This is a genomic window from Arthrobacter sp. JCM 19049 (assembly GCF_001310435.1).
Window position 1 is genome coordinate 1 of record NZ_BAXF01000930.1, and the last position, 550, is coordinate 550.

Here is a 550-nt window from a genome sequence, read left to right on the forward strand (position 1 = left end):
CGCGCCCCGGCTCATTCTTCCGTCCCACGCTGATCACCGGGGCCCGGCAGGATTCGGCGATCGTGCAGCAGGAGGTGTTCGGCCCGGTGCTGGTCGCCCTGCCCTTTGACACGGACAATGAGGCGATCACCCTGGCGAACGACACCCCCTATGGCCTGGCGGCCAGCGCCTGGACGCGGGATGTGAACCGGGCCCTGCGCGCCGCGGCGGAGATCGAGGCAGGCTGTGTGTGGATCAACGAGCACATCCCGATCATCTCCGAGATGCCGCACGGCGGCTACAAGGCCTCGGGGCAGGGCAAGGACATGAGCCAGTACTCCTTCGACGAGTACACGAACATCAAGCACGTGCTGCTCTCCCACGAACGGGCCGCGCACCGCCCGTGGCAGGACACGGTGTTCCGCCAGCGCTAGGAGCCGCAGACCAGCCGGCGCAGCAGCTCGGTGGCCTGCCCCGGGGTGGTGGTGGCGAAGAAGTAGCTGGCCAGCTCCTGCTGCCCGGCACCTGCCGGCCCGGCCCAGTTCCAGGACCCGCTCGGCCAGGTCCTGGC

Annotated in this window: 1 protein-coding gene; it reads left to right on the plus strand. The window is 69.5% G+C overall.

What is annotated here, in order from left to right; translation table 11 throughout:
* On the plus strand, nucleotides 1-413 hold a 413-nt coding region (locus JCM19049_RS17185; RefSeq protein WP_279403519.1), incomplete at its 5' end, for an aldehyde dehydrogenase family protein.
* Between the last annotated feature and the right edge of the window lie 137 nt (nucleotides 414-550).